The sequence below is a fragment of the Streptomyces sp. HB132 genome (assembly GCF_016909575.1).
GTDB lineage: Bacteria > Actinomycetota > Actinomycetes > Streptomycetales > Streptomycetaceae > Streptomyces.
Map to the genome: position 1 here is coordinate 92,806 of NZ_JAFBGA010000011.1, position 20,007 is coordinate 112,812.

General features: G+C 72.4%; 18 protein-coding genes. 10 read left to right on the top strand and 8 right to left on the bottom strand.

Annotation, left to right across the window (positions count from 1 at the left end; all coding sequences use genetic code 11):
* Window positions 1-17 precede the first annotated feature (17 nt).
* The gene (locus tag JOC24_RS23325) at window positions 18-332 is read right to left on the bottom strand and encodes an SCO0607 family lipoprotein (RefSeq protein WP_205022330.1); all 315 of its coding nucleotides are present in this window, start codon (window positions 330-332) and stop codon (window positions 18-20) included.
* A gap of 114 nt (window positions 333-446) precedes the next feature.
* On the opposite strand from JOC24_RS23325, the gene JOC24_RS23330 reads away from it, so the two are divergent.
* A complete protein-coding gene (locus JOC24_RS23330; protein WP_205022331.1) occupies window positions 447-1,346 on the top strand; it encodes an ADP-ribosylglycohydrolase family protein in 900 nt (299 codons plus the stop codon).
* 73 nt (window positions 1,347-1,419) lie between these two features.
* Window positions 1,420-2,244: a hypothetical protein gene (locus JOC24_RS23335; protein ID WP_205022332.1), complete on the top strand. Its 825-nt coding sequence runs from the start codon at window positions 1,420-1,422 to the stop codon at window positions 2,242-2,244.
* On the opposite strand, the gene JOC24_RS23340 is transcribed toward JOC24_RS23335, so the two are convergent.
* The 6 genes from JOC24_RS23340 to ligD form a co-directional block, all read right to left on the bottom strand.
* Window positions 2,210-3,298 carry an amidase family protein gene (locus JOC24_RS23340; RefSeq protein WP_205022333.1) on the bottom strand — a complete coding sequence of 363 codons (1,089 nt, stop codon included), beginning with the start codon at window positions 3,296-3,298 and terminating at the stop codon, window positions 2,210-2,212. The two genes, JOC24_RS23335 and JOC24_RS23340, sit on opposite strands and share 35 nt — an antisense overlap.
* A 46-nt stretch (window positions 3,299-3,344) precedes the next feature.
* Entirely contained in the window at window positions 3,345-4,802 is a 1,458-nt protein-coding gene (locus JOC24_RS23345; RefSeq protein WP_205022334.1) for a peptidoglycan D,D-transpeptidase FtsI family protein, read from the bottom strand.
* Window positions 4,799-6,169, bottom strand: coding sequence for an FtsW/RodA/SpoVE family cell cycle protein (locus JOC24_RS23350; RefSeq protein ID WP_205022335.1), 1,371 nt, complete (start codon window positions 6,167-6,169; stop codon window positions 4,799-4,801). Before JOC24_RS23350 ends, JOC24_RS23345 begins: the two co-directional genes overlap by 4 nt.
* A gap of 82 nt (window positions 6,170-6,251) precedes the next feature.
* The gene (locus JOC24_RS23355) at window positions 6,252-6,572 is read right to left on the bottom strand and encodes a zinc ribbon domain-containing protein (protein ID WP_205022336.1); all 321 of its coding nucleotides are present in this window, start codon (window positions 6,570-6,572) and stop codon (window positions 6,252-6,254) included.
* The gene (locus tag JOC24_RS23360) at window positions 6,569-8,695 is read right to left on the bottom strand and encodes a HEAT repeat domain-containing protein (protein ID WP_205022337.1); all 2,127 of its coding nucleotides are present in this window, start codon (window positions 8,693-8,695) and stop codon (window positions 6,569-6,571) included. Before JOC24_RS23360 ends, JOC24_RS23355 begins: the two co-directional genes overlap by 4 nt.
* Before the next feature lie 183 nt (window positions 8,696-8,878).
* A complete protein-coding gene (gene ligD, locus JOC24_RS23365) occupies window positions 8,879-9,772 on the bottom strand; it encodes a non-homologous end-joining DNA ligase (RefSeq protein WP_205022338.1) in 894 nt (297 codons plus the stop codon).
* Window positions 9,773-9,831: 59 nt separating this feature from the next.
* On the opposite strand from ligD, the gene JOC24_RS23370 reads away from it, so the two are divergent.
* From JOC24_RS23370 to JOC24_RS23405, 8 genes are all read left to right on the top strand, one after another.
* Entirely contained in the window at window positions 9,832-10,905 is a 1,074-nt protein-coding gene (locus JOC24_RS23370; protein ID WP_205022339.1) for a non-homologous end joining protein Ku, read from the top strand.
* Between the two features lie 431 nt (window positions 10,906-11,336).
* Complete coding sequence (locus JOC24_RS23375) at window positions 11,337-12,503, top strand: nuclease-related domain-containing protein (RefSeq protein ID WP_205022340.1); 1,167 nt, start codon at window positions 11,337-11,339, stop codon at window positions 12,501-12,503.
* 74 nt (window positions 12,504-12,577) lie between these two features.
* Entirely contained in the window at window positions 12,578-13,537 is a 960-nt protein-coding gene (locus tag JOC24_RS23380; protein WP_205022341.1) for a D-2-hydroxyacid dehydrogenase family protein, read from the top strand.
* A 25-nt stretch (window positions 13,538-13,562) separates the two neighbouring features.
* On the top strand, window positions 13,563-14,420 hold the full coding sequence (locus JOC24_RS23385; RefSeq protein ID WP_205022342.1) for a GNAT family N-acetyltransferase: 858 nt from the start codon (window positions 13,563-13,565) through the stop codon (window positions 14,418-14,420).
* 150 nt (window positions 14,421-14,570) lie between these two features.
* Window positions 14,571-15,218, top strand: coding sequence for a formylglycine-generating enzyme family protein (locus JOC24_RS23390; protein ID WP_205022428.1), 648 nt, complete (start codon window positions 14,571-14,573; stop codon window positions 15,216-15,218).
* A 79-nt stretch (window positions 15,219-15,297) separates the two neighbouring features.
* Window positions 15,298-15,834, top strand: coding sequence for a DUF488 domain-containing protein (locus tag JOC24_RS23395; protein WP_205022343.1), 537 nt, complete (start codon window positions 15,298-15,300; stop codon window positions 15,832-15,834).
* Between the two features lie 75 nt (window positions 15,835-15,909).
* A complete protein-coding gene (locus tag JOC24_RS23400) occupies window positions 15,910-16,641 on the top strand; it encodes a DUF7873 family protein (protein WP_205022344.1) in 732 nt (243 codons plus the stop codon).
* 838 nt (window positions 16,642-17,479) lie between these two features.
* Window positions 17,480-18,700: an ATP-grasp domain-containing protein gene (locus JOC24_RS23405; protein WP_205022345.1), complete on the top strand. Its 1,221-nt coding sequence runs from the start codon at window positions 17,480-17,482 to the stop codon at window positions 18,698-18,700.
* A gap of 269 nt (window positions 18,701-18,969) precedes the next feature.
* Here JOC24_RS23405 and JOC24_RS23410 read toward each other — a convergent pair whose 3' ends face one another.
* Entirely contained in the window at window positions 18,970-19,962 is a 993-nt protein-coding gene (locus tag JOC24_RS23410) for an alpha/beta hydrolase (RefSeq protein ID WP_205022346.1), read from the bottom strand.
* Window positions 19,963-20,007 lie beyond the last annotated feature (45 nt).

Genomic DNA, 20,007 nt, shown 5'->3' on the forward strand with positions numbered 1-20,007 from the left:
CGCCTGCCACCGGGCCGCTAGTTCTCGTCGGGGAGCTTGATCGTCCTGCCGTTCTCGTCGAGCGTCCGGGTGCTCCAGTAGGTCGACCACTTGTCGTCCTCGTGCTCGGGGACCTTGCCCTCCGGGTAGCGGGCGTAGCCCTTGGGCGGCTCCTCGTCGTCGGAGACACATGCGCTTCCGGGGCCGCCCACGGACAGGACCGGGTACTCGCCGCCCCCGCACGTGGCCTGCTGCATGGAGCAGGCGCTGGTGAGCAGGGCGACCGTGGCGGCGGCCAGGGCGAGCCCGATCGTGGTGCGGAACGGGGGACGGAGTCTGTTGGCCGTGCGCATGGTCGGGCTCCCTCTGGTGTGTGGCTGACAGCATTCAGCCTGCCGCGGCCGACGGTGCCGATCTTGAGCACGCGTACTCATATCCGGTGTACGTACCGCGCGCGCGGACGGAGGATGGGGGGCATGAACTCCGCCCCGGCTCACGGTGATTCAGCAGCAGGTCGTCGCAGTCTCGAAGCGCTCGCGCTCGGTGACGCCTTCGGGGAGCGCTGGTTCCCGCTCTTCCGGCCGCCCCGGCAGGCGTACGCCGAGGTCCGGGCGCGCCGCACCCCGCACGAGCCCGTGTGGCACTGGACCGACGACACCGCGCTGGCGCTCGCCCTGCAACGGGTCCTCGACGAGTACGGGCAGGTGGAGCAGGACCGCCTGGCCCTGTACTACGCCCTGGCCTTCGACGCGGACCGTGCCCGTGGTTACGGGCACGGGATGCACATGCTCCTCCCGGAACTCCTGACCGCTCCGGGTGACTGGCGCACCCTGGCGCCCAAGCTCTTCGAGGGTGGCAGCCTCGGGAACGGGGCGGCGATGCGGGTGGCGCCGCTCGGAGCCCGCTTCCACGCCGACCTCGGCCGGACCGTGGAACAGGCTGCGCTCTCGGCGGCCGTCACCCACGCCCATCCGCAGGGCGTCGCCGGCGCGGTGGCGGTAGCGGTCGCCGCGGCGCTCTCGGTGCGCGGCGGGCTCACCCTCGAGGCAGTCGCCGCGCGCACCCCCGAGGGGCCGGTGCGGGAAGGCGTGCTCCGCGCCGCGGAGGTGCCGTTCGCCACGGAGCCCTGGAGGGCCGCCGACCTCCTGGGCAACGGGCAGCGGATCCGGGCCGACGACACGGTGCCCTTCGCGCTGTGGACAGCGGCCCGGCACCCGGACGACCTGGAGCAGGCGCTGTGGGCGACCGCCGAGGGATTCGGCGACGTGGACACGACCTGCGCCATCTCCGGGGGCGTGGTCGGGGCGGCGACCGGGACCGAGGGGGTCCCCGCGGAGTGGCGCCTGCGGCGGGAACCGCTGAACTGACGGGGCGTATCCCTCCGTTGTCGACGATCCGTGCGGCGAACTCCTGTTCGCGCCGGTGACGTAACGTGAGCGCATGAGCATGCCACCGCAGGGTCCGTACGGGCCGCCTCCGACTCCGCACGGCCCCTACGGGCAGCACCCCCCGCCCGGCGCCTACCCGCCGCAGGCGGCCTACGCCTACCCGCCCCAGGGGGTACCCGGCCCTCCCGGCTCCCCCGGGCCTTGGGGGCAGCCGGGGATGCCCGGTTGGCAGCCCCAACCGCCGCGCAGGACGCGGGCGGGGCTCGTCGTCGGTCTCGTGGTGGGGGTGTCCGTCCTCGTCCTGGGGATCGGCTTCGGCGCGTTCACGCTGATCGACAGGGGCGCGGACGCGGCGTTCCCCGAGGCGACGCACGAACTCGTGGTGCCGGAGAAGGTGCTGGACGGGGAATTCACCCTGGCCGAGGACCTGTCGGACACCGAGGGCAAGGAGATCGAGGAGGCCCCCGACCCGAGGGTCCGGGACGGTGAGGCCGCTGTCGCCCACTACGCGACGGACGAGGGCGGTGTCCTGGTCCTTTCGGGGATGTACGGACGTCTGGCGAGTCCGGTGGCCATGCGGGGGGAGATCCTGGAGGGCGCGGCCGGGGCCGAGGGGGCGGAGGCGGTCGTGCCGCCCGAGGAGTTCGAGCCCGAGGGCTACGGCATCACGGTGGAGTGCCAGGTCGTGCGCTGGACGGATCTCGGCACGACGACCTACGCGCCGATGTGCGCCTGGGGGGACGCCAACACGGCGGCCATGGTCGCAGTGGTCCGGCCCGGCGAGACGGCTCAGGACGCACAGTCGGTCGACCTGACGTCGGCCGCCGAGGATACGGCGAAGGTCAGGGCGGAGATCCGCAGGCCGCTCGGCCGATAGGCGACCGGCCGAGCGCCTCCTCCACCGCGCACGCCATGCCGAGCAGCTCCGCGTCCGTTCCCCGCCCCGTCACCAGTTGGAGTCCGGCCGGGCAGCCGTCCGCCGTGAAGCCGGCGGGCACGCTCGCCGCCGGGTGACCGCTGAGGTTGAACGCCCAGGTCAGCGCGGTGGAATAGAGGTCGCCCGGCCCCTCGTGGCCGTGCGGCGGTGTGGGGGCGACCGGGGTGAGCAGCAGGGGTGTACCGGCGAACAGGGCGTCAATGACGCGGTCGTTGGCGGTGCGGAGCCGCTCAGTGGAGGGGGTCGGGCGTCCCGCGCGCGCCGCGAACCACGCCCGGGCCGGGTCGAGCAGTTCGCAGGAGCCCGGCACCAGGCGTACCGTTCCCGCCGCCACGAGCCGGCCGACGGCCTGCCGCGTCACGTCCGCGACCTCCGGGGCGACGGCGGCGAAACCCAGGTCGGGGCTGTAGACGGCCGGCACGGGGAGCCGCGCCGGCCGCGGCACGTATGCGTCGGTCACATGGCGCAGATACGCGTCCGCCCGCTCCGCCGAGCTCGCGAGTACCCCGGCGGTCGCCAGGCCTGTCCGGTCGGGGGAGGGGAGCAGGCCGGCGCTCGTCCTCAGGCCGAACACCCCGCACCACGCCGCCGGGATCCGCACCGATCCCGCGCCGTCACTCCCGGTCGCCAGCTCCACCATGCCCGCGGCGACCGCCACCGCCGATCCCGCGGAGGAGCCGCCCGGAGTCCGGTCGTGGCGCCAGGGGTTGACCGTACGGCCGTGCGCCCCCTGCCCCCAGGTCTGCCACGGCGTACCGGCGCCGGGGACGGAGGTCGCACCGACCGGGATGCCGCCCGCGGCGATCAGGCGGCGCGCGGCGTACGAGCGGATCCCCGAGCGGCCCTTCACCGCGAACGGCAGCCCCGCGAGCGGCAGTCGGGAAGCTGCCTCCGCCCGGGCCCGCGCCTCCTCGTGCCACACCTCGGTGAAGGCGCACAGCTCGGGGTCGAGCCGGTCGATGCGGGCGAACGATGCCTCGAGTGCCGCTGTCATGGCACCAGTCTCGGCCCTCGCGCGCGTGGAGGCCCCGGCACCTGCCTCAGCCCTTCAGCGCCGCCTCCATCACCGCCCGGGCGATCGGGGCCGCGTCGCCGCCCCCGCTGACGTCCGCACGGTCGGCCTCCGCGTCCTCCACGACAACCGCGACGGCGACCGCCGGGCGGCCGGAGTCCGGGGCCTGCGCCCACGCGATGAACCAGGCGTACGGTGTGCCGGAGTTGTCGACCCCGTGCTGGGCGGTGCCCGTCTTCCCGCCGACCGTCACGCCGTCGATCGCCGCGTTCGTGCCGGTGCCGTCCTCCACCACGTCGGTCATCATCCGCCGCAGCCGCTGTGCCGTCGACGGGTCCATCGCCCGGCGGTAGGAGTCCGAGCCCTGTTGCCTGACCGTGGCGCCGTCGTCCTTGGTCACCCGGTCGACCAGGTGGGGGCGCCTCAGGTCGCCGCCGTTCGCGACCGCCGAGGCGACCATCGCCATCTGGAGCGGCGTCGCCGTCGTGTCGAACTGGCCGATGGAGGACTGCGCCAGCTGGTCGTCGCTCATCTCCGAGTCGAAGTTGCTGCGGGCCACCCGCGAGGGGATCGTGAGGCCGTCGTCGTTGAAGCCGAACCTGCCCACCGCCTCCAGCATCCCGTCCAGCCCCACCTCGACGCCCAGATGGGCCATCACGGTGTTGCAGGAGACCCGGATCGCCTCCGCCAGGGACGCCTTCTCGCAGCCGCGCGCCTCGTCGGGCAGCACGGTCGAGGTGCCCGGCAGGACGTACGGGGACGGCGTGTCCGTCGCCGCGTCCGGGTCGGTGACCACACCGGCGTCCAGCGCGGCCGCCGCCGTCACGATCTTGAAGGCCGAACCGGGCGGATAGGTCTGCCGGATGGCCCGGTTGAGCATCGGGCGGCTCTGCGCACGGTTGAGCCGCGCCCACGCGTCGGTGACCGAGGAGCCGGTGCCCGAGAGGACCTCGGGGTCGTACGACGGTGACGAGACCAGCGCCAGGATCCGGCCGGTGGAGGGGTCGAGGGCGGCCACCGCGCCGCGCCGGCCGTCCAGGCCCTCGTACGCCGCGCGTTGCACCGGGGCCTCGACGGTGGTGACGACGTCGCCGCCGGGCTGCCGGCTGCGGGTGATGTCGCCCCAGAGCGGGATCGGGGCCAGGAGCGGGTCGGTGCCCGAGAGGACGCCGTCCTCGGCGTTCTCCAGCAGCGTGGTGCCGTACGTCTGCGAGGCGTAGCCCGTGACCGGCGCGTACAGCGGACCGTGGCGGTAGGTGCGCTCGTACGCCAGCTGCTCGCCGGTGTCCTCCGAGCCGGTGACGGGTTCGTCGCCGACCAGGATGTTGCCGCGCGGCTGGTCGTAACGGTCGATGGTGGTGCGGCGGTTGGCGGAGTTGGTGTTGAGCCCGTCGGCCTCGAAGAGCTGGACACGGGCGGCGTTCGCCAGCAGGGCGAGGAGCAGGAAGAGGCAGAATCCGGCGGCGCGCCGGATGTAGGGGATCATTTCTCCTCCGCGGCCGGTGCGGTGCCGGTGCCGGGATCGGGATCGGGGGTGCGGGCCACGTCGCTGACCCGGATGAGCAGCGCCACGATGATCCAGTTGGTGACCACGGACGAACCGCCCTGGGCCAGGAAGGGCATCGCCATCCCGGTCAGCGGGATCAGGCCCATCACCCCGCCCGCGATCACGAAGACCTGGAGCGCCAGGATCGATGCGAGGCCGATCGACAGGAGCCGCCCGAAGGGGTCCCGCAACGCCAGGCCGGCCCGGAAGCCGCGGGCCACCAGCAGGGCGTACAGCAGGAAGATCGCGGTGAGTCCGGCCAGGCCGAGTTCCTCGCCCGCGGTGGCCAGGATGAAGTCGGACTTGGCGGCGAAGCCGATGAGGATGGAGTGGCCGAGCCCGAGTCCGGTGCCGAGCATGCCGCCGGCGGCGAACGCGAAGAGCGACTGGGCGAGCTGGCTCGGCCCCTGGCCCGCGTTGATGGTGGCGTACGGGTCCAGCCAGTCCTCCACCCTGCTGTGCACATGGGGTTCGAACGAGCCGACGGCGAAGGCGCCCGCGGCGGCGAGGAGCAGCCCGACGGCGATCCACCCGGTCCTGCCGGTGGCCACGTAGAGCATGATCACGAAGAGGCCGAAGAAGAGCAGTGAGGTGCCGAGGTCCCGTTCGAGGATGAGGACGCCGACGCTGAGCAGCCAGATCGCCACGATGGGGCCCAGGACGCGGCCGGTGGGGAACTGGAGCTTCCAGATCCTGCGGCCGGTGTACGCGAGTGCGTTGCGGTTGGCGGCCAGGTACGCGGCGAAGAAGACCGCGAGCAGGATCTTCGCGAACTCCCCCGGCTGGAAGGAGAGTCCGCCGATCCGGATCCAGATCTTCGCCCCGTTCACCGCGGGGAAGAAGATCGGCACGAGCATCAGCACCAGGGCCGCCGCGACCGACATGTACGCGTAACGCTGGAGCACCCGGTGGTCCCGCAGCAGCACGACGACGGCGATGAAGAAGGCCACCCCGAGCGTGGACCAGATCAGCTGCGTCGTCGCCGCCCGGTCGCTCGGGGTCTCCAGGTCGAGCCGGTAGATCAGCACTAGGCCCAGCCCGTTGAGCAGGACGGCGATGGGCAGCAGCAGCGGATCGGCGAACGGGGCGCGGAAGCGGACCGCGAGATGGGCGAGCAGGGCGAGGAGGCCGAGGCCGGCGCCGTACCCGGCGACGTCGGGGGGCACGGCGTCGTTCCGGGCGAGGCCGACGGCGGCGTAGCCGTAGACGGAGATGAGCACGGCCCCGATCAGGAGCGAGAGCTCGACCCCGCGCCGCTTCGGCAGGCGTAGCTCGGGAGGGCGTGCGTCCGCCGTCGTTGCGGTCATGCCCCGCAACGTAGCAAGAGGCGGGTGTTATTTCCCTTATGTCAGCTTCGTGGCATTACCCGGCGGACGCTCCCGGGGCGGCTCAGTTCTGGTACGGGTTCTGGCCGCCGGGAGGCGCGTAGCCGGGCTGCTGCTGGGCGGCGCCGAACGGATTGCCGTCCTGTCCGCCCTGGGCCTGCGCCAGCAGCCGCTCCGCCTCTTCCTTCGGTATCTGCCGCTCCCCGCCGCAGAAGGTGCACTGCGTCGCGTACTTCGTGGAGAAGGGGAACAGCGGCACGAAGAACAGCGTGAACTTGGTGACCCGCTTGCGCAGGGTGTGCGCCGCGGGGTTGCCGCACCAGCCGCACACCATCGTCAGGACCGCCAGTTGGTAGAGATAGCCCCGCGTACCGAAAATGATCATGATGTGGTTCCTTTCCCCGTGTCTTCCAGAAGTGTCCGCCGGCACAGCGCCAGCAGCTTCTCGTCCTCATAAGTGTCGTGACTGCCGTAGCCGCCGTCCATCGCGTTGTGACGGCGTACGGCGAGGAGCTCGGCACGCAGCACCTGTGCCGCGTCCGACCCTGCCGCAGCCAGGCCCATCCGCGCCAGGCATTCCGCTACCCGGACCCTGACGTGACGGTTCCGCTCCCACGCGGCGAGGAGCACCGGCACCGCCTCCGAGGTCCGCCCCGACACCTCCCACAGGGCGATCGCGGCGTCGACCCGGAGCCACAGCTCCTCGTGCGACAGCAGGGCCCGCAGCCGCGGCGCGACCACCTCGGCCCGCCTTCCCAGCCCGCCCAGCGCGCTCGCGGCCGCCCGGCAGTCGTGGACCTGCTGCGCCCGCAGCCCCTCGGCCAGCACCGGCAGCACCGCTTCGGCGTCGCCCGTGACCGCCCACAGGGCCTCCGCCGCCTCCGTCGCCGCCGACCCGTGCCGCCGTATCAGCCCGCGCAGCTCCGGAACGGCGCAGCCGGCGGCCGGCCCGAACGACCCCAGCGCCCGCAGGGCCGCCGTACGCAGCCACTCGCCCCGGTACTCGGGCGCCCCCCGCAGCACCCGCAGCACCTCCGGGGCCGCCTCGCCCGCGCGCAGCGCCGTCAGCCCGGCGAGCAGGGGACTCGCCCGGTCGTACGCGCCCTCGTCCAGGCCGACCTCGCCGAGCCGGCGCCGCAGCGCCCCGGCGAGCGGGGCCGCCGCCCCGCCGAGGCACCGGATCGCGAACCCCACGTCGTGCGGCACCTCGGGCCGGTCCAGGGCGGCGGCCAGCGCCGGCAGCGCCCGGGCGTCGCCCAGCCTGGACAGCGCCTTCACCGCCGAGCCCAGGCCCGGCGGCCCGCTCGCCCACTCCTTCACCCACGCAGCGGGATCCGCCGCCACCCGGCGGGCCAGGGCGTCGGCCGCCGGCACGGCCAGGCCGAACAGCTCCTCCAGCACGTGCGAGGCGGCCTCGGCGAGCCGCGGTTCCGGGTCCGCGAGCTGTGCGCCGACCAGCCGCACCAGACCGTCGTACGAACCACGCCACGCGCGCATCAGCCCGCCGCTCATCCGCACGGCGTCCAGGCGCTGCCAGGGGTCCGGGCTGCTCAGCTGGTCCGTCAGCAGTGCCGTACGGTCGTCCACCCGGTCGTCCAGGCCGCTGTGCAGCGTCCGCAGCAGATCGGCCGCCCACGGGGTACTGCGGCCGGCGGGCTCCTCGGCCGACAGCTCCCGCAACTGACCCACCAGGGCCGGCGCGGTGGCCCGGTCCGAAACGGTCTCGTCGCCACCCGACGCCTTCGCGGTGGCGGACTCCGCCCGGAAGGGCCGGGAGCGCAGCTCCCGCAGCAGCCCCGACACCACCCGCACGACGTCCCCGGGCAGGGCGTCCGGCGCGCACCTGGCCAGCTGGGCGAGGGCCGCGAGCCGCAGCCCGGGCGGATGCGCCTCAGCGGCGAGCCGGCTCAGCCAGTCCGCAGCCTGCCCCGACAGCGGCCGGTGGCGCAGGGCGATCCGTCCTGCGGCCTCGACGAGCGCGAGCCGCACCTCGTCGTCCGCCTCGACCGGGAGCCGCTCGCGCAGCAGGGTGAGCACCCTCTCCGGCCGGTCGTGCAGCGTGGCCAGGGCCAGCGGTGCGGCGTGCCGCACCCCCGGATCGTCGTCGGCGACCAACTCGAAGAAGACCGCGGACCCGGCGGACACGGCCGCCGCGGCCATGGCGTAGTTCGCCACGCCCTCGATCTCGTCCTCGTCCAGCTCGTCCAGTTCGCTCTCGTCGTCCACGTCCAGATCGATGCCGCCGATGCTGGTGAGCAGTTCGACGACGCCGCCCCGGTCCCGTATGCCGGGATCCACGGCCAGCTCGAAGAGGAACGGGATGCACGCGAGCGTGCACGCGTACACATCCCCCTGGTGGTGCACCGCGCCGTACATCCCGTCGAGCGCGCTCTCACGCTCCGCCGCGTCGGCGGAGGCGAGTCCGTACAGGAGCCCCGGCACGTCGTCGGCCGGGCCGTAGGCATGCTCCATCGAAGCCCAGTCGACCTCGTCGATCCCCGTGAACACGCCACACCCTCCCCGTGTCTTCTCCCGGCGCCCCGGACACGGCGGGAACCGTGCGTGCGAAGCAGCGCCTGCGCAGAGTGTGCACCACTGCCAGGACGCTCGACCCTCCACTTGTGGCCTTTCCTCACCGCGCGCGCCCGGGCTGTGAAGGTGCTGTGTGCGCCCCGCCCCTTCCGGCTCCCCTCAGCCACCGGGCAGGGGCCTGGCCTGCCCGGGTTCGTTCAGCGGGCCGAGCAGATCCCCGTGCCGCTCCAGCCGTGCCCTCATGTCGCCGGCGAGGAAGAGGAGGTCGTCCGGCGCACCGCAGGCCTCGATCTCGTCCCAGTCGACCGGCGCGGACACGGTCGGACTGCCTTTCGCGCGCAGGGTGTACGGCGCCGCGGTGGTCTTCGACGCGGCGTTCTGGCTGAAATCCACGAAGACCTTCCCCGGGCGCAGCGCGCGCGTCATCCGGTGCACGGCCAGCTCCGGCAGTGCGGCCTGTGCCTCCACGGCCAGCTTCCTCGCGTAGGCCGTCACCTCCTCGGAGGGGGTGGGCTCCAGGGGGACGAGCAGATGCAGGCCCTTGGAGCCCGAGGTCTTCCCGTACGAGGACAGCCCGTCCCGAGCCAGCCGTTCCCGCAGCCACAGGGCCACCACGCAGCACTCGACGACACTCGCGGGCGGCCCGGGGTCCAGGTCGAACACCATCCGGTCGGCCACGGCGGGGGAGTCCTGCCGCCACTGGTGGGTGTGGAACTCCACCACCAGGTTCGCCGCCCACATCAAGGACGGCAGATCCTGCGCGAGCACCTGACGGGCGTCGGGGTCGTCGCTGCGGGGCACCGGGGCGGTACGCACCCAGTCGGGTGTGCCGGGCGGCGGATTCTTGGTGAAGAAACGCAGGCCCTCCGGACCGTCCGGGTAACGCAGGAAGGACAGCGGACGGTCGCGCAGGTGCGGCAGCATCGCCTCCGCGGCCGTTGCCGCGTAGTAGTGCAGCACCTCGCCCTTGGTGGTGCCGGTCGCCGGGTACAGCACCTTGTCGAGATTGCTGAGCGCCAGGCGCCGCCCCTCCACCTCCGTGATCGGCGTCATACGATAAGAATCACATGAAATCGCCTGAATGAGCTCGTAGCGGACGCAAGGGGTGAACGGTGAGGTCCATCTGGAACGGTTCCGTCTCGTTCGGCCTGGTCAGCATCCCGGTCAAGCTCATGAACGCCACGGAGAACCACGCGATCTCCTTCCGGCAGATCCACCTCTCCGACGGCGGCAGGATCCGCTACCGCAAGGTCTGCGAGCTGGACGAGGAGGAGGTGCCCGCCTCCGAGACCGTCAAGGCGTACGAGGACTCCGACGGCACGGTGATCCCCGTGACCGACGAGGACCTCGCCTCGCTTCCGCTCCCCACCGCCAAGACGATCGAGATCGAGGGGTTCGTGCCGGCCTCGGCGATCGATCCCCTGCAGCTGGACTCGGCGTACTACCTCTCGGCCAACGGCGTCCCGGCCGCCAAGCCCTACGCACTGCTGCGCGAGGCCCTCAGACGCAGCGGCAAGGTGGCCGTGGCGAAGTACGCGCTGCGCGGGCGGGAACGGCTCGGGATGCTGCGGGTGGTCGGCGACGTGATCGCGATGCACGGCCTGCTGTGGCCGGACGAGATCCGCACCCCGGAGGGCGTCGCCCCGGAATCCGGCGTCAAGGTCCGTGACGCGGAACTGGACCTGGCGGACGCGCTGATGGACACCCTCGGCGACGCCGACCTGGACACGCTCCACGACGAGTACCGCGAGGCGGTCGAGGAACTCGTCGCGGCGAAGGCGGCGGGTGAACCCCTGGCGCAGGATCAGGCCGAGGAGCCCGAGGGCAAGGTGATCGACCTGATGGCGGCGCTGGAGAGCAGCGTGCGGGCCGCGAAGGAGTCCCACGGGGAGGACGGCGGGAAGGAGGGCGAGGTCGCGGACGTCCACCCCATCGGCTCCGGCGCGAAGGGGACCGGGGCGTCCTCGAAGCGGGCCCCGTCGAAGAAGGCGGCACCGAGGAGGACGGCCGCGAGGAAGACCGCGGCGAAGAAGACCTCCGAGAAGCCTCCGGCGAAGAAGCCCGCAGCCGAGAAGCCCGCAGCCGAGAAGTCCGCAGCCGAGAAGGCGACGGCGAAGAAGGGCACAGGCAGGAAGCCCCCGGCGAAGAAGTCGTCCGGGGGCGCTCGAAAGCGCTCCTCGGCCTGACGTGGCCGCGCCGGCCGAGGAGCGGCACGCGGCCCGGCACGGGGCCACGACACCGTCCCGTACGACCCCGTGAGCCCTTCCGCCCTGCGGCATCCGCATCGGCACCCCCGCCCTGACGCCCCGGGGCACCCCCGCCTCCGAGCGGTCGCGCAGTGGATCGATCTCGTGGTCGAAGCCGCTCGTACAGGTGACGAAACGACTGTTTCCGAGGTCAGGGACGAAGTCAGGACCATGATGGAGGCCTATCCGGCACCGAGTCTCCCCCTGGCCCGACCGGGTTGCCGGAGCAGGTCGGGGCACTCAGGACCCGGACTGCTCCGGAACGCCGGGCTCCCGACTCCGCGCGCCCCGCTCTGCGCCCTGTGCGGGGGCCGGCCCGGCGTACAGCCTGGGGGAGCAAGGACGCCGACGGGGTGAACAGAGGGGGCACGATGCAGGATCTCAACGTCACGTCATGGCAGCTCTTCGGGCACGACCGGCTCTATGTGAACCTGCCGGACGGCACCGCGATCGGATGGGCGGACCGGGGCAGCGGCACGATCACCGTCCTGCACCCGCGCTACCGCGACGCCGTGACCGACGCGCTCGCGCGCCAGGTCCCGGACCTGCCGGCACTCGTCGGTGAGGACGTGCCGGCGGGGCCGCCGGCCCCGAGGACTCCGCCGCAGGTCCCGCGGATCCCGCCCATGAGGGGGATACGGAAGAGGGGCGTCGTGCAGGAACCGGCTCCCGCGGTGGAGCAGATGTCCGCTCCCGCGCCGGAGGCGGGTCACGAGCCGGTGACCGCGCCCGCGTCGATGCCGATCTCCGCGCCCGTGCGGGAATCGGTGCCGGAGCCCGCGCTCGTGCCGGAGCCCGCGCCGGTGCCGGAGTCCGTGCACGGGCACGGCCCGGTGGAGCCGTCCCTCGCGCCCGTGCCGGATCCTGTTGCCGGTCCCGGGCCGGAGCGGCGCCGGCGGCCGGCGGTCCTCCCCGCGCTGACCCCCGCGAGCGACCTCGCGTCGCGGCGGCCGGGGACCGGACTCCGGGAACAGCTCGGCGAATCCGGGGCCGGGGCGCTCGTACGGGTGGCCACCGGGGCGCTGCGGCGGCACAGGGACGCGGACCCGCGGCGGGGGGCCCTCGCGGGGGAGCGGAGGGTCGGGGCCGAGCTCAAGCGGCTGACCCGGCACGGCTGGCGGGTACTGCACTCCGTGCCTCTGCCGGACGGCACGGAGATCGGGCACCTGCTCATCGGCCCCGGCGGGGTGTTCGCCGTGAGCACCGAGCACCACCCCGGGGCATCGGTACGGATCGAGGACGGCACGCTGCGCATCGACGGCGGGACCCCGCAGCCGTACGAGCTCGACGGCCGCCCCCGCACCCGGCGGGCCCGGGCCGTGCTGGAGGCGTACTGCGCCTTCGACGTGCCCGTACAGACCGTGCTGGTGTTCACCGGCGTCACCGCGCTGGAAGTGGCCTCCACGCCGGCCGGTGTCCGCGTCTGCCGGGAGCGCCAGGTGTCTGTTCTCGCCCCGCTGACCGGCGTGTTCACCCCCACCCAGGTGGAGAGGGTCTACGACGTCGCGCGGAACGGGGAGGCCTGGCTGGACGCGTGAGTCCGGGGCACGGCCGGTAGATTCCCCGGTGCTGCCGCAGCGCCCGTAGCCGTACCGCCGAAGGGGAAGTCATCATGAAGCTCCGCTGTGCCGTGCTCGACGACTACCAGTCCGTGGCGGCCACCGCCGCCGACTGGTCGTCCGTCGCCGACGACATCGACGTGGTCAGCTTCGCCGATCACTGCGCCACGGAGGACGAACTGGCATCACGACTGGCCGAGTTCGACATCGTCGTGACCCTCCGGGAGCGTGTGCCCTTTCCCGCGACGCTGATCGCACGCCTGCCCCGGCTCCGGCTGCTCGTCGCCTCCGGCATGCGCAACACCTCCATCGACTACGCCGCCGCCGAACGGCACGGGGTCACGGTCTGCGGCACCGCCAGCACGGCCACCCCGCCCGTCGAGCTCACCTGGGCGCTGCTGCTCGGACTGGCGCGCGGGCTGGTGACCGAGGCCGACGCCCTGCGGAACAACGGCCCCTGGCAGTCCACCGTCGGGGCCGACCTGCACGGGCGCAGGCTCGGCATCCTCGGGCTGGGGAAGATCGGCAGCCGGGTCGCCGCGGTCGGCCGCGCCTTCGGCATGGACGTGGTGGCCTGGAGCGCGAATCTGACCCCGGAGCGGGCCGCGGAGGCCGGGGTGGGCCTCGCCGCGTCCAAGGAGGAGCTGCTGGAGACCAGCGACTTCGTCTCCGTGCACCTGGTGCTGAGCGAGCGCACCCGTGGACTGCTGGGCGCCGAGGAGCTCAGGCTGATGCGGCCGGGCAGCTATCTGGTCAACACGTCCCGGGCGGCGATCATCGACCAGGACGCGCTGCTCGACGTGCTGCACCGCGGGGCCATCGCCGGCGCGGGCGTCGACGTGTTCGACATCGAGCCGCTCCCGGCGGACCATCCGATGCGCGGCGCGCCGCGCCTCCTGGCCACACCGCACCTGGGCTACGTCTCGCAGGCCAACTACGCGGCGTACTACGGGGACGCGGTCGAGGACATCCGGGCCCACCTCGACGGCGAGCCTGTTCGCCTGCTCGGCTGAGCGCCGCGCGTGATGGGATACCCCGATGAGTGAGCACCCTTCCCTGCGCGACCGCATCGAACAGTTCTACGCCACCGTGCCCCTGAACTTCGCCGTGGCCGAGGAGTTCGGATCCCTGCGCCTCTTCGTGCGCAAGACGGAAGGCACGCCGTACTACGGTGGCCCGTTCCACGCCCGCCCCGTCTCGGCCTCCCCGTACGACCCGGTTCCCGCCTCCGACCTGGCTGGGGTGCGAGCGCGGCAGCGGGAACTCGGGGTGCCAGGAGCGCTCGAGTGGCTCGCGGAGGTGACGCCGTCGCTGCGGGCCACGGCGGAGGCGGCGGGGCTCGCGATCGCGGAACGGCCGCTGATGGTGCTCGACCCCGGCCTGCCGCTGCCGGCGCAGTCCCTGCCCGAGGGCGTCACCACCCGGGCCCTCGAAGCGGACGATCCGGACCTTCCCGCCGTGCTGGCCCTCCCTGGACTGGCCTTCGCCGAGGCCGGCACGGCCGTGGGCCCGGCAGGGCGTGCGGAGCTCGGAGACGCCGCCGGACGGCTCGTCGCCGACGGCACGGTGGACACGATCCGCCCCTCGCTCCGGGCCGGTCACAAGACGCTTGTCGCCGCCTTCGCACCCGACGGCCTGCCCCTTGCCGCCGGCCACTACCACCCGGTGGACGGCACCACCGAGATAGGCGGGATCGGCACGCTCCCGGCAGCGCGCCGTCAAGGACTCGGGGCGGCGGTGATGGTGGCCCTGGCGGGCCACGCGCGTGAACACGGCGTACAGACCGTCTTCCTGGCCTACGCCCTGGAGTCCGTCGCCCGCCTCTACGCCCGGCTGAACTTCCGCCCGGCCGGTACCACGCTGCTGATCGCGGACCAGCCCGCCCGCGGACAGTAGGGCGGCCGGCCCGCCGGGCGTGGATCGCGTGCTTCACCGGTGCTCGGCGAACGCGGCCCGTAGGGTGGGGAACGGCTGCCTCCCGGCCGCCCCGGACGCAGAGAGGCCCACCGCGTGCACACGCTCACCGACGACGAGACGGTCTCCTGCATGGTTCCGATACCGGCCGGGACCGTGGACCTCCGCGACGACCGCCGCGGCGCCCGCTGGCAGGAGGAGATCGAACCCTTCCTGCTCGCCCGCCACCCCGTCACCGTCGGACAGCACCGCGCCGTCACGGGGACGGACGCCGACCCCGCCGTGCCCGACGCACTGCCCCTGACCAGCATCAGCTGGCTCGACGCCGTCGACCTGTGCAACCGGTTCTCGGCCCGCGCCGGACTGGCACCGGTCTACTCCCACGACGTACGGAGCGGCGAGGTGGTCCGCGACCCGGACTCCGACGGCTACCGGCTGCCCACCGAGGCGGAGTGGCAGTACGCCTGCAAGGCGGGAACCACCGGCTACCGCTACGGCGAGATCGACGACATCGCCTGGTACGAGGGCAACTCCGGCGGCCGGGTCCACGAGTCCGGCGCCAAGACCCCCAACGCATGGGGCCTGCACGACATGCTGGGCAACGTCTGGGAGTGGTGCTGGGACCTCTACGACGAGGAGGTCTACGGCGCCTACCGCACCTTCCGCGGCGGCGGCTGGGCCGAGTCGGAGCGTGGCTGCGGCGCCACGGTGCGCCGTCGCAGTCACCCCACCTTCGCGATCGACGACCTCGGCCTCCGGCTGGCCCGCGGCGTGCGCTGACGGGGCTGCGCCGAGTCGCGTGCGGACGTTCCTCGCATGTCGGCCGGGTCTTCGGGCGCGGCCACTGCATCATGTCGGGGTGGGTGAGATCTGGACCATCGGTCACTGGACGTGCCCGGAAGAGACGTTCATCGGCTCCCTGGACGCCCAGCGCATCGAAGTGCTGGCCGACGTCCGGGCGCACCCCGGCTCACGCCGCAGCCCTCAGTACTCCGCCGAGTCGATGCGCGGCTGGCTGGAACGGGCCGGGATCGACTACGTGTACCTGGACGAGCTCGGCGGCCGGCGGCGCAGACAGGACGTGGATCCCGCCGTCAACGCCGGCTGGCACAACCGGAGCTTCAAGAACTACGCCGACTACACGCTCCTTCCGGCGTACGAGCACGGCATCACGGTTCTGACCGGCCTCGCTGAGCGCGCCCGCGTCGCCGTCATGTGCGGCGAGCCGATGCCGTGGCGCTGCCACCGCCTGCTGATCGCGAACACGCTCACCGCCCGCGGCTGGACGGTCCGGCACATCATGGGCGCCGACGGGACGCGCGTGCACGAACCGGGTGCCTGGGGGGCGGAGCCGCACATCGACGAGCAGGGCCGGGTGACGTATCCGGCGCCGTGAGGGCTGCCCGGCGAAAAACCGTTCGGGTGACCGAGGGGGCGTGAGGTACGTTCCTGATCATTCGAAGGGGGCGAAGTGGCGAAGCTCAACCAGATCATCGCCGTGGAGAAGGGTGTCAAGAGCAAGTCGCTCCAGGACATCACCGCGGCCCACCACAAGGTGCAGAAGCCGGCACTGCTGGCCGGCATCTCGCGTACGTACCAGCCGAAGGACGAGGAGGGCGAGCAGCTTCCGCCCGAGTCCACGCGGGTGCAGATCAAGGCCGAGGAGGCCCTGCGCGAGATGTCCGCGTCGCTGACCCGGCTGTTCGACGTGACCGCGACGAAGGACTGGGCCAACTGCTCGGCCCGCGCGGACGTCGTCGTCGACGGCCGCACGGTCGTGAGCGAAGTCCCGGTCAGCTACCTGCTCTTCCTGGAGAAGCAGCTCACCGACCTGCACACCTTCGTGAAGAAGCTTCCGGTCCTGGACGCGTCGGAGTCCTGGTCGCTCGACCCGTCGACGGACTGGTGGAAGACGGACCCGGTACGCACCATCAGGACGAAGAAGGTCCCGCGCAACCACGTCAAGGCCGAGGCGACCGACAAGCACCCGGCGCAGGTCGACGTGTACTACGAGGACGTTCCCATCGGGTACTGGACCACCGTGAAGTTCTCCGGCGCGCTCCCGGCACGGCGGGTGAACGAGCTGCTGGACCGGGTCGAGAAGCTCCAGCACGCGGTGAAGTTCGCCCGTGAGGAGGCCAACGGCGCCGAGGTCACCGACCAGCGGGTCGGGGACGCGGTATTCGGTTACCTGTTCGGCTAGTGTCGGACGTGAGGCGGCACCCCCAAGAACGCCCCCGCGCCGAGTCGCGGGGGTGCGCACCCTGCACGAGGCGGATTTGAGGTCCGCCCCGTGTGATGAGCGCAAGCTGAAACTGACGTTCAGCCTGAAGACGCGGCAACGGTGGAGGTTCGAGTCCTCCCCCCGGCACCACAGGCCGGGGTGGCCCAACATGGCAGAGGCAACCGCGATCAATCTCAGACTCTCGCTCCAGCTTCAGTATCGCCGCCGACTGCCAGATCGACCGAGTACGGACGAACACCGTTGAATGCTGGTTCGAATCCGGCCTGCGCCTCTACGCGGCGCGGTAGTTCAAAGGCAGAACGCGACGGTATGACGACTGATCCGCACTCTTAAACGGCGCTGGCACGCGCAATTGGGTGGCAACCCCAGGGGCCCGGGAGCTGGATACGACTCCCGGGCTCCGCCACGTCCCGCCCCTCCCGGCTGTGAGACCTGAGGGCATCCGGACCCGTGCGGGCACCGCCGCATCCGGAAACGGACGACGGTGACGCTTTCAGGCCAATGAATACCGGCTCGTGACCCTGGGGACGCAGCAAGGCCGGCGCGTTCGCCGGCGGGGCCCTCTCGGACGCCTCGGGGCCCGGCAGCGCCGTCCGGGCCGTCGGGGTCTCCTATCTGTACGTCTCGGTCTGGCTGATACTCTCCCCGCTACATTCGGCCACCACCGCCGAACGGGCCCGCGCGACGGGCGTACGGGCGGCGCCCGGAGAGGCCGTCGACGAGCAGATTCCCGCCCCCTGACCGGCCGTTCACCACCCCGCACCGCGTTCCCCAGAGACAGAAGGCGAGAAACGACGTGGCTGAGGACCGAGACGTCCTGATCTACTCCAAGCGCTACGAGGGCGGGGTGCGCTTCGTCTCGCGCATGCTCACTGCACTGGGACGCCGCCCGGTCCTGGTCTCCGAGAAGCCGGAGGACGTCAACAGCGTCCACTGCGCGGCCCACATCGTGGTCGACTGGGAGACAGCGAGCCTGGAGGAGCTGGTGGCGGCGGTCGGGGCGGCGGGCGTGGAGCCGACAGCCGTCGTCAACTTCGTGGACCCGCTGATCTCCTGGCAGGTGCGCACGGCACGGCACTACGGACTGACGGGGTCGGAGCAGGGCCGTGAAGTCCTGCTGAGCAAGGCACGGGTACGGGCGGCCATGGCGGACCGCGGCCTGTCGTCGCTGGCCTTCGCGACCGGAACCGCCGCTTCCCTCGACACCGACGCGGTCACCTCGTACCCCGTCATCGTCAAGCCCGACCAGGACTCCGGTGCTTCACGGCTCGTCCGCCGCGCCGAGGACGCTGCCGAGCTCGTCTCCTGCCTCAAGGAGCTGGCCGCCGCCGCGGGTCCGGAGACGGACGTCATCGTGGAGGAGTACATCGACGGCATCGAGTTCTCCGTCGACGGGCCGGTGCTGGACGGCCGGTTCCATCCGCTCTTCGAGGTCGAGAAGACGGGGCACGACAACCGGCGGCACCACGACGCGGGGCTTCTCATCTCGCCCCCGGTCACCGCACAGGTGCGCTCTGCCGTGGGCGAGCTGTCGGAGCGGGTCCGGGCGCTGTGCTCCTCTCTCGGCCTCGGGAACAGCTGGCTGCACGTCGAAGGGCGGGCACGCGCGGACGGCACCTGCGAACTGGTCGAGGTCAACCCGCGCCCCGGTGGCCGCTCGTACCGGGACGCCATCCGGCGGGCCTGCGGTGTCGACTCCATCGACATGTCGGTACGCATGGCGCTCGGCGAGCGCCTGGACGGCGTTCTGGCCGACGCGACCACCGGCGGCACCGAGCTGCTGGCCATGCTCCCCTTCGAGGCCGACCGCGTCGGAACCCTGGCGAGCGCCACCTCCATCGAGGAGCTCATGCGGATCCCCGGGGTGGTGGACGGCTACCTGTTCGAGAACTTCCGCGTGGTGACGATGGACCGGGAGAACCACTTCGCCGAGGCCTTGATCGCCGCCGACAGCGTCGCCGACCTGCACAGGATCGCCGAACAGGTCCGCTCGGCCTTCACCTTCACCTTCGAGTGACCCGCACGGGCGGAGGTCCGCTCACGGCCCGGACGGGCCCCGCACCGATCCGTGCGTGACGGGCGCTGCGTGGCAGTGCACCGTCACGCTCCGGTCCGGGCCCCATCGTTGCTTGACGGGGCCGGACAGGTCCGCTCCAGGTGTCCGTACGGAGCGACGGCCGACGCGTTCTGCCCCCCGAGCGCGTGCACCGCGTGCTGCGGAGCCTCGACGTCCCGCTCAGGTCGCGTCACGCGCTCAAGGCGGCCGGTTCAGTGACTCAGCAGGCCCTACGCCTTGCGGAGCCGGGCGACGATGCCGTCCAGATCACGCTGGAACAGATCGGGGCGGACGAAGTGCCCGCCGGGCACCTCGTGCCACTCGTGCGGGATCCCGGCCGCGCCGAGGCCCGCCCGGACCTCCCGCTGACCGGCGAGCACCTGTGTCTCGTTGACGGTGTCGAACCAGTTGACCGGGTCCGGACTGGTTCCCGCGACCAGGAAGACCCGCTTGTCGCGGTAGCTCTCGATGCGCTGCACGGGGTTGTCCGCGGTGACCCTGGCCTCGTCCCAGAGCGGCGCGCCGTAGACCGTGCCCCCGCCCAGCTCCACGGCCGCGGAGGAGGTGTTGGCCCAGTGGGTGACCAGGCCGAAGTCGCGGCGCAGGCTGGCCGGCCCGGAGTGGGCGCTCACCGAGGCGAAGTGGCCGTAGTACTTGGCCGCGTACTTCAGCGCGCCGAAGCCGCCCATCGAGAAGCCGGAGACGGCCCGGCCGTCGTACTCGGCGTACGTACGGAAGTTGGCGTCGATCCACGGGATCAGCTGGGCGATGTGGAACGTCTCCCAGTTGCGGGCGCCCGTGTTGGAGCTGACGGGGTTGGAGTACCAGCCCGCGTGGCCCCCGTCGGGCATCACGACGATGACCGGCTTCCCGGCGGTCCAGGCGCGGATGCCCATCCGGTCGAAGGTCATGAAGTCCTGGTCCGTGCCGCCGCCGTGGAAGAGGTAGAGGACCGGATAGGAGCGACCGCTGCTGTGATAGCCGTCGGGGAGCAGGACGTTGACCGCCGGATCCCAGCCGATCGCGTCGGTCGCGAAGCGGTAGTACCACATCCGGGGATCGCGCTCGTCATGGCCGACGATGCGCAGCCCGAAGCCGTCGCCCGCCGCGGCGGCCGACGACGCCGAGGCCAGGACGCCTCCTGCGCCGAGGGCCGTCGCGGCGGTGACCGAGCCGAGGGCCCTGATGACGTTCCTGCGGGTGGGGCGGTGCGTGCTCAACATGATCTCCTGGAGTAGGGAACGACACGGAGGGCACTGACGGGGGCG